Genomic DNA, 8977 nt, shown 5'->3' on the forward strand with positions numbered 1-8977 from the left:
TCACCCCCGACCCCTCTCCCGGTGGGAGAGGGGAGCCATCAGCGCCGTGGCGGCTTCGGGCTGGCCGGCGGTGGCACGCTGGGCGCCAGCGCGGTGGCTGCATCGGCCTGGCCCTGCTGCAGGGTCCAGCCGACCACGTCGTGGCCGAGTTGCGACATGGCCTGGCCGAAGGCGTCGACCACCTGCGATTCGGCTGTGCCGGCGGCAGGCTGGGTCACCAGGAAGGTGCGCGAGGCGACCACGCGCTGGTCGGCGCTGTACAGCAGCTTGGCATTGAGCTCGATGGTCGCCGACGGCACCGCGCGCCCGGCGTAGTCCGATTCGAAACGGCGCAGGTCCAGCAGCAGCTTGTAGTCGGCGCGGATGCCGGTGCCGAGCCGGGCCACGCCGGGAATGCGCCCGGAATCCTCGAACGCGCGCAGCAGCATGTCCTCGAGCATGTCGGTGGCCGGTTGCGCCCAGCTGACGCCGCCATATACCTGCAGTTCGTCGGGCGTCGGCCGCACCGCGATGCGCGAACTGTCGACCACGCGCGCGGCGCTGGGCTTGGTCAGCGCCAGTTGCCAGCTCACCTGCGGCCAGGCCGGGTCGGCGGTGACCCGCACGTCCGGCGCGTAGATCGTCACCGGCTCCTTGTTGCCGCCGGGCAGCGAACAGCCGGCCAGCAGCAGGGCCGGCACGGCGAGCAGGAGGAAGGCGCGCATCGGCTTCATTTGGGTTTGAACTCCTTCGGGGCGTCGCGGCCGAGCAAGTAGCGCGCGGGGTTGTTGTCCAGGCGGTCGCTGACCCGGCGCAGGTCGCGGATCAGGCCGCGCAGTTCGGTGAGGGTCGGGCCGAGCTGGCCGAGGCCGTCGTTGGCGAAGCTGTTGATCGCCGAGCGGTTCTCGCCAAGGATCTTGTCGGCATTGCCCGCGGCCGAATCCAGCTTGCTCAGCGTGTCCTCCAGCTTGTTTAGGATCGGCGGCAACTGCTGCACCAGGTTCTGGTCCAGGCGCTGGATGGTGCCGTTGGTGGTCTTGAGCGTGGTGTCGAGGTTGCGCGCCGCATCGCGCGCGCTGACGATCAGCGACTGCATGCCCTGGTCGCGGTCGGCCAGGCCGCCGCTGATGGTCTCCAGGTTGTGCAGGGTGGCGGTGATGCTGGCGACGTTGCGGTCGCTGAGCACCTCGTCCAGGCGCTCGACGATGCGGTTGGCGGTGTCGGTGATGTTCTGCAGCGCCGAGGGCGTGGTCTGGATGATCGGCGCATCGCTGTTGTCGATCGAGGTCAGCGCCGGCGCTTCCGGGGTGCCGCCGGAGAGCTGGATGATCGACGGGCCGGTCAGGCTGGTGATGCCCAGCTTGGCGCGGGTGTCGCTCTTGATCGGCGTGGTCGAGTTGACCCGGATCCGCGCCACCACCTGGCGCGGATCGTTCGGCGCCAGGGTCAGCTCGGTGATCGAGCCCACCGCGATGCCGTTGTACTGCACCGGGCTGCCGACCGACAGGCCGGTCACCGCCTCGCGGAACACCACGCGGTACTCCTGCCAGGTGCGGTCGGAGGAGTACTTGGCGGCCCAGAGTCCGAACAGCAGCAGCGCGATCCCCACCACGATGGTGAAGGCGCCGATCAGCACGTAATTGGCTTTGGTTTCCATGGGCTCAGGGGGTCTCGGTCCAGGCGGTCTTGGCATCGCGCGCGGCGCGGGCGCGCGGGCCGTGGAAATACTCTTGGATCCACGGATGGTCCACTTGCTCGATCTCGGCCAGCGGCGCGTTGGCGATGACCTTGCGGTCGGCCAGCACCGCCACGCGGTCGCAGATAGCGTACAAGGTGTCCAGATCGTGGGTGATGAGGAACACGGTCAGGCCCAGCGCTTCCTGCAGGGTGCGGATCAGCCGGTCGAAAGCGGCCGCGCCGATCGGGTCCAGCCCGGCGGTGGGTTCGTCCAGGAACAACAGGGGCGGATCCAGCGCCAGCGCGCGCGCCAGCCCGGCGCGCTTGCGCATGCCGCCGGACAGCTGCGAGGGCAGCTTGTTCAGCGCGTCGGCGGGCAGGCCGGCCAGCTTCACCTTCAGCAGCGCCAGCTCGTAGTGCCAGCTGTCGGGCAGTTCGCCGAAATGCTCCTTCAGCGGCACCTGCACGTTCTCGCCGACCGTCAGCGAGGAGAACAAGGCGCCGTCCTGGAACAGCACGCCGGTGTTGCGCTCCACGTGCAGGCGATCGGCGCGGCGGCCGGAATCGGTATCCACGCCGAGCACCTGGATCTTGCCGGCATCGGGCTCGCGCAGGCCGAGGATGGTGCGCATCAGCACCGACTTGCCGGTGCCCGATCCGCCGACCACGCCGAGGATCTCGCCGCGGCGCACGTCCAGGTCCAGGTCCTCGTGCACGGTCTGGCTGCCGAAGCGATTGACCAGGCCGCGGACGGAGATGGCGAGTTCCTGGTCGGGAATCGGGAGTGGGGAATCGGGAATGGTCAAGGCATGCGCTCCCGGTCGACGTCGCTGACGCGGCCGGCGTTCCCCATTCCCGATTCTCGATTCCCGATTCCCGGCTTCAACTCACCACCCCATGTTCATGAACCACAGCGCGGCGATCGCGTCGATGATGATCACCAGCGAGATCGTCTGTACCACGCTGGAGGTGGTGCGCTCGCCGACGGACTGCGCGGTGCCTTCCACGCGCAGTCCCTCCAGGCAGCCGATCAGGCCGATCACGATGGCGAAGATCGGCGCCTTGGACAGGCCCACCAGCATGTGCCGGATCTGGATGGTGTCGTGCATGCGCGCCAGGTACATCTGCGGCGGGATGCCCAGGTCGAAGGCGCCGACGGTGACGCCGCCGGCCAGACCGGCGATCATCGCCACGAAGGTCAGCAGCGGCAGCATCAGCAGCAGCGCCACCAGCCGCGGGATCACCAGCAGATCCATCGGGTCCAGGCCCAGGGTCTGGATCGCATCGACCTCCTCGCGCGCCTTCATCGCGCCGATCTGCGCGGTGAACGCGCTGGCGGTGCGCCCGGCCAGCACGATCGCGGTCAGCAGCACCGCGAACTCGCGCAGGAAGGCGATGCTGACCAGTTCCACCACGTAGATCTCGGCGCCGAAGTCGCGCAGGATCGTGGAGCCGAGGAAGGCGATCACCGCGCCGACCAGATACGACAGCAGCGCCACCAGCGGCACCGCGTCCAGGCCGACCTGCTCCATGTGGTGCACGGTGGCGGTCAGGCGGAACCGGCGCGGCGCGTGCAGCAGCCGCAGCAGCTTGACCAGGGTCTCGCCGAGGAAGCCGACCAGGGCGACGATTTCCTTGCCGTTGCGGTGCACCGCGTAGCCCAGGCGCTCCAGCGCCGCGGCGAAGCCGTAGTCGCGCTTGCGCTTGGGGCGGTCGTCGGCCACGTCCTCGATGGTCGAGACCAGGGCGCGGTGGTCCTGGCGGAAATCCAGCGCTTCGTGGGCGATGCCGTTGCGGGTGGCGTAGCGCATCAGTTGCAGCACCCCGGCCGAATCCAGCTGGCCTATTCCGCTGGCGTCGATGCCGGTGGTGCCGGCCGGCATCCCGCGCAGCACTTCCGAGGACGCCAGGGCCGTGGCCAGGGTCCAACTGCCGGTCAGCCGCACCCGCGAGGGGTCTCGGTCGTCCTGGCTGAGTTTGGGCGGTTGCGGTTCGATCATGGGGGCGTCCGGTGCGCGAGCATACCTGTTTCGCCCGTGTTGCAGATGTGGTGATCGCGACGGGGTGGCCGGGCGCGGCGTTCGCGCCATACTAGCCGACATGCCCGCCGCTCCCACCGTCAGTCCCTCCGCCAACGCGACCTACGCGCAGCGCATCGCCTTCGTCTCCGACATCGCCGGGCGACTGCACACCTACGGCACCACCGCGCAGCGGCTGGAGGCGGCGGTGGTGGCGCTGGCGCAGCAGTTGGACCTGGACTGCGAACCCTGGTCCAACCCGACCGGGCTGATCCTCAGCTTCAGCGACCCGACCAAGGCGATCGGCTCCAGCGACATCACCCGCGTGGTGCGGCTGGCGCCCGGCGACAACGACCTGCACAAGCTCAGCGTCGCCGACCGCATCGCCGACGACGTGGCCAGCGGGCGCATGAGCGTGGCCCAGGGCCACACCGCGCTGCGCCAGTTGGACCAGCCGCCGGGGCGGCGCTGGATGGCGATGCAGGTGCTCGGCTTCGGTCTGGCCGCGGCCGGCGTGGCCGGGTTGTGGCGCCTGCCGTGGCTGGACATCGCCACCGCCAGCGCCATCGGCCTGCTGATCGGCGTGCTCACCCAGCTCACCGACAAGCGCCCGGCCACCAAGGAAGCCAACGACGCGCTGGCGGCGTTGCTGGCCGGTTTCGTCGCGACCCTGGTGGCCAGTTTCGTGGCGCCGCTGAATCTCAATACGGTGATCATCGCCTCGCTGGTGGTACTGCTGCCGGGTATGGCGCTGACCAATGCGGTCAACGAACTCACCAGCCAGCACTGGGTCTCGGGCACGGCGCGCTTCGCCGGCGCGGTCACCACCATCGTCAAGCTGACCGTCGGCGCGGTGATCGCGGTGACCCTGGCGCAACTGCTGGGCCTGGAGCCGATGGTGCGGGCATCGCGGCCGCAGCACGGCTGGGTGGAATGGGCCTCGCTGCTGGTGGCCGCCTACGCGTTCGCCCTGTTGTTCAAGGCCAGCCTGCGCGATTATCCGTTCGTGATGGCGGCATCGGTGGCCGGCTACGCGATCGCGCGCTTCGCCGGCGACGCATGGGGCAGCCCGGTCGGCATCTTCCTGTCGGCGATGGTATTGACCGCGGCCGGCAATCTGTTCGGACGCATCGTGCACCGACCGGGCGCGCTGGTCCGGTTGCCGGGCATCATCATGCTGGTGCCGGGGAGTGCCAGCTTGCGCGGGCTGTTGACCCTGGTCCAGCAGCAGGACGTGCTCGGCGGGCAATCGGCGCTGCTGACGGTGACCAATATCGTGATGGCGCTGGTCGCCGGCCTGCTGTTCGGCAATCTGTTGGTGCCGGCGCGCAAGAATCTTTGAATGCGGCAATAAAAAACGCCGGCATGCGCCGGCGTTTCGACTGCGGTTGCCGTGGCGGATCAGGCCTTCGGCGCAGCGCTCTTGCTGGCCTTCTTGGCGACGCGCTTGACCGCCTTCTTGGCGGTCTTCTTGGCCGGCGCGGCGGATTTGGCGGCGCCGCCGGCGATCAGGAAATCGTCGACCTTCTTGCCCTTGGCGACCAGATCGGCCAGCCAGCGCGGCTGCTTGCCGCGGCCGGTCCAGGTTTCGGCGGCATTGGCGGGGTTGCGGTATTTCGGCGGAACCTTGCCCAGTTTGCGGCCCGGCTTCGGACCCGGCTTGCCGGCCTTGCGACCGCGCGCGGCGGGGGCGCCGCCGAAGACTTCCTCGATGCTGTAGCCGTGGCTCTTGGCCAGGCGCGCCAGCTGGGTGCGGACCTTGGCGATGGGGGTGCGCTTGGCGACGATGGACTGCTGCTTCTTGGCGGTCTTGATGAGGGCGCCCAACTGCTTGGCCGACAGGCCACTGAGATCGATGGTCATCTTTACTCCGGAAAATGGGTGGTGGCTTCCGCCATTCCCTGGCCAGCGCAGGATCATAATGATGCTTTATCGGATTGACAAATACCCTGCTTAATTCGCGGCGGGTATTTTCGGTCGCAATGCCGTGGGAATATGTCCTTATGGATCCCTGGCGGCCGTAATCAATTGAAAACAGACCGCTCTGGTTTCCCTCATAAGGCGTGACGGCCGCGTAAAGAAAAAGGGCCGGGATATCCTCCCGGCCCCTTTCGTCACGCCTGCAGGCGTGCCAGCAAGGCGGTTCGATCCAGGTGTTCGGCATCGCCGCCGCTGCGCGCGCGATATTCGAAGGTGCCGGCGGCCAGGCCCCGCTCCGAGACCACCACCCGGTGCGGAACGCCGATCAATTCGATATCGGCGAACATCGCGCCGGGGCGCAGGCCGCGGTCGTCCAGCACCGCATCCAGTCCGGCCTGCTGCAGCTCGGCCAGCAGCGCCTCGCCAGCGGCGTCGACCGCCGGATCGCGCTTGGGATTGATCACGCACACCGCCACCGTCCACGGCGCCATCGGCTGCGGCCAGCGGATGCCGGCGTCGTCGTGGTTCTGCTCGATCGCCGCAGCGACGATGCGGGAAATGCCGATGCCGTAGCAGCCCATCGCCAGCGTCACGGTCTTGCCGTTCTCGTCCACCACGGTGGCGTCCAGCGCCTGCGCGTACTGGCGGCCGAGCTGGAACACATGTCCGACCTCGATGCCGCGGGCCAGGCGGATCTCGCCGCCGTCGTGGGCGCGCTCGCCCTCGACCACGTTGCGCAGGTCGGCGACGGCATCCGGTTCCGGCAGGTCGCGGCCCCAGTTGACCCCGGTCAGGTGGAAGCCGCGCTCGTTGGCGCCGACCACGAAGTCGGCCAGCGCCGCCACGTCGCGGTCGGCGACCACGCGGATCGGCTGGCGCGGGCCCAGCGGGCCGAGGAAGCCCGGCTCGCTGCCCAGGTGCGCGAGGATCTCGGCCTCGCTGGCCATGCGGTAGCCGGCCAGGCCGGCGACCTTGCCCAGCTTGATCTCGTTGACCGTGTGGTCGCCGCGCACCAGCGCCAGCACGAAGCTTTCGCCAGCCATCACCGCCACCGACTTGACCGTGCGCTGCAGCGGCAGGCCGAGCAGCTCGGCCACCGCCTCGCAGGTCTTCTGGGTGGGCGTGGCGACCTTGCGCAGCTCCTCGCCGGCAGCCGGGCGCGGGGCCGGGGCCGCGGCGACGGCGGCTTCGACGTTGGCCGCGTAGTCCGAGCCGGTGGAGAACGCCAGCGAATCCTCGCCGGAGGCGGCCAGCACGTGGAATTCCTGCGAGGCGTCGCCGCCGATGTCGCCGGAATCGGCCTGCACCGCGCGGAACTGCAGCCCCAGGCGGGTGAAGATGCGGGTGTAGGCCGCCTTCATGTTCTCGTACTCGCGCGCCAGGTCCTCGTCGCTGATGTGGAACGAGTAGGCATCCTTCATCAGGAATTCGCGCGCGCGCATCACCCCGAAGCGCGGGCGGATCTCGTCGCGGAACTTGGTCTGGATCTGGTAGAAATTGACCGGCAACTGCTTGTAGCTGCTCAGCTCCTGCCGCGCGAAATCGGCGGCGGCCTCTTCGGCGGTCGGGCTGTAGCAGTAGTCCTGTTCCTTGCGGTCCTGCATGCGCAGCATCAGCCCGCCGAACTTGCTCCAGCGCCCGGTGGCGTCCCACAGCTCGCGCGGCTGGATGGTCGGGAACAGCACTTCCACCGCGCCGGCGCGGTTCATTTCCTCGCGCACCACCGCTTCCACCTTGCGCAGCACGCGCAGGCCCAGCGGCGACCAGGTGTACAGGCCGGAGGCGAGCTTGCGGATCATGCCCGCGCGCAGCATCAGCTGGTGGCTGACCAGTTCGGCGTCGGCCGGGGTTTCCTTGGTGGTGTGCAGATGGAACTGGGAAAGGCGCATCGAGGGGCTTCGCAGACGGCGGGTCGCCCATTTTGCCAGTCATTGCCGGCGCTGCGGGCATCGCCCGCGGCCGGCCGCGCGCGTTCGGGGCGCGTTCGGCTTACTTGGCGGGTGCGGCGGCCGGGGTGCAGTAGGCCTTGATTGCGGCCTCGGCCAGGGCCTTCTGCGCGCCGCGCTGGGATTCGTCCAGTTCTCCGTCCGGCTTGCCGTCGCCATCGCTGTCGGTGGTGATCTTGCCGGGCTTGTCGAGGATATCCAGGTTCTTGCGTGCGGTCAGGCACTTGGCGTTCTCGGCCGGGGCCACCTCGGGCGTCTCGGCCGGGGCATCGCCGCGGGTGTCGACCTTGCGCACCTGGTACTTGCCGCCGGGGGGCGGGGTCTCGGCATAGTGGGTGACGCCCTGCGCGTCCTTCCATTGGTACAGGGTGGTGGCGCCGAGCATGCCGCTGACGGCGAGCAGGGGCAGGCAGCAAAACCGGGGCAGGGCGCGCATCTCGGTCTCCAGGGCGCGGCGGGAGCGCCGATTGCAGCACCCGCCGACGGGCCTGGCAAGTCGATTAGACTGGCGGGATGGACCCATCCCGACCGCCCCCCCGTTCGCGCACCATCTACCTGCTGCCGAACCTGTTCACCACCGCCGGCCTGTTCTCCGGTTTCTACGCCATCATCGCCGCCGCCAACGGCCAGTTCGTGCACGCCAGCGTGGCGGTGTTCGTGGCCGCGGTGATGGACGGCCTGGACGGGCGCGTGGCGCGGCTGACCGGCACCAGCAGCGAATTCGGCGTGCAGTACGACTCGCTGGCCGACCTGGTCAGCTTCGGCATGGCGCCGGCGCTGGTGATGTACCACTGGTCGTTGTCGGCGCTGAAGTTCGACGGCGGCATGCTCGGCCGGGTCGGCTGGTCGGCGGCGTTCCTGTACGCGGCCTGCGCCGCGCTGCGCCTGGCCCGCTTCAACACCCAGGTCGGCACGGTCGACAAGCGCTGGTTCGTGGGCCTGGCCAGCCCGGCCGCGGCCGGGCTGATGATGGCCTTCGTGTGGTCCTTCGCCGACGGCTCGCTGGGCTGGGACGGCGAACAGCTGCGCTACGTGGCGCTGGGCCTGACCGTGACCGCGGCGCTGCTGATGGTCAGCCGCATCCGCTTCTGGAGCTTCAAGGGCAGTGGCGAGAAGGGCCCGCGCACCGACCGCGTGCCGTTCCTGATGCTGGTGCTGGCGCCGATCGTGCTGGCAGTGCTGGTCATCGACCTGGCCCGGGCGCTGCTGGCGATCGGCGTGCTGTACGCGCTGTCCGGGCCGTGCCTGTGGCTGTGGCGGCGTTGGCGCAAGGTGCCGGACGCGGCATGAGCGAGCCCGCGTCCATGCATGCGCCGTTGTGGTCGGCCGAACAGGTCGGCTGGCTGCAGGCGCTGGGTCACACCGTGTATGTGGATGCCGCGGCCGTGGTCGAGCCCGAGCCCGTCCCGTCGCCGGCGACCGAGCCGGCGACGCCGG

9 protein-coding genes are annotated in these 8977 nt (G+C 69.4%); 2 read left to right on the plus strand and 7 right to left on the minus strand.

Going from position 1 to position 8977, the window contains the following annotated elements; translation table 11 throughout:
- Positions 1 to 38 precede the first annotated feature (38 nt).
- The 4 genes from D183_RS0101720 to D183_RS0101735 all read right to left on the minus strand — a co-directional run bounded on the left by D183_RS0101720 (position 39) and on the right by D183_RS0101735 (position 3656).
- Positions 39 to 713: an ABC-type transport auxiliary lipoprotein family protein gene (locus D183_RS0101720; protein WP_017907454.1), complete on the minus strand. Its 675-nt coding sequence runs from the start codon at positions 711 to 713 to the stop codon at positions 39 to 41.
- On the minus strand, positions 710 to 1636 hold the full coding sequence (locus D183_RS0101725; protein ID WP_017907455.1) for an MlaD family protein: 927 nt from the start codon (positions 1634 to 1636) through the stop codon (positions 710 to 712). Before D183_RS0101725 ends, D183_RS0101720 begins: the two co-directional genes overlap by 4 nt.
- Before the next feature lie 4 nt (positions 1637 to 1640).
- The gene (locus D183_RS0101730) at positions 1641 to 2462 is read right to left on the minus strand and encodes an ABC transporter ATP-binding protein (RefSeq protein ID WP_017907456.1); all 822 of its coding nucleotides are present in this window, start codon (positions 2460 to 2462) and stop codon (positions 1641 to 1643) included.
- An 81-nt stretch (positions 2463 to 2543) separates the two neighbouring features.
- Positions 2544 to 3656 (minus strand): ABC transporter permease, encoded by a 1113-nt coding sequence (locus D183_RS0101735; protein WP_010340194.1) that lies wholly within the window; start codon positions 3654 to 3656, stop codon positions 2544 to 2546.
- A gap of 100 nt (positions 3657 to 3756) precedes the next feature.
- On the opposite strand from D183_RS0101735, the gene D183_RS0101740 reads away from it, so the two are divergent.
- Complete coding sequence (locus tag D183_RS0101740; RefSeq protein WP_017907457.1) at positions 3757 to 5016, plus strand: threonine/serine ThrE exporter family protein; 1260 nt, start codon at positions 3757 to 3759, stop codon at positions 5014 to 5016.
- A 59-nt stretch (positions 5017 to 5075) separates the two neighbouring features.
- Here the strand turns inward: D183_RS0101740 and D183_RS0101745 are convergent, their stop codons facing one another.
- The 3 genes from D183_RS0101745 to D183_RS0101755 form a co-directional block, all read right to left on the minus strand.
- A complete protein-coding gene (locus tag D183_RS0101745; RefSeq protein ID WP_017907458.1) occupies positions 5076 to 5537 on the minus strand; it encodes an H-NS histone family protein in 462 nt (153 codons plus the stop codon).
- 251 nt (positions 5538 to 5788) lie between these two features.
- Positions 5789 to 7483 (minus strand): proline--tRNA ligase, encoded by a 1695-nt coding sequence (locus D183_RS0101750; protein ID WP_017907459.1) that lies wholly within the window; start codon positions 7481 to 7483, stop codon positions 5789 to 5791.
- Between the two features lie 100 nt (positions 7484 to 7583).
- Positions 7584 to 7976, minus strand: coding sequence for a DUF4124 domain-containing protein (locus D183_RS0101755; RefSeq protein WP_017907460.1), 393 nt, complete (start codon positions 7974 to 7976; stop codon positions 7584 to 7586).
- Positions 7977 to 8053: 77 nt separating this feature from the next.
- Between D183_RS0101755 and pssA the strand changes: the two genes are divergently transcribed.
- Positions 8054 to 8830 carry a CDP-diacylglycerol--serine O-phosphatidyltransferase gene (gene pssA, locus D183_RS0101760; protein ID WP_010340188.1) on the plus strand — a complete coding sequence of 259 codons (777 nt, stop codon included), beginning with the start codon at positions 8054 to 8056 and terminating at the stop codon, positions 8828 to 8830.
- Positions 8831 to 8977: the final 147 nt, after the last annotated feature.

Origin of the sequence: Xanthomonas sp. SHU 199 (assembly GCF_000364665.1) — a bacterium.
In the GTDB taxonomy this organism is placed as follows: domain Bacteria; phylum Pseudomonadota; class Gammaproteobacteria; order Xanthomonadales; family Xanthomonadaceae; genus Xanthomonas_A; species Xanthomonas_A sontii.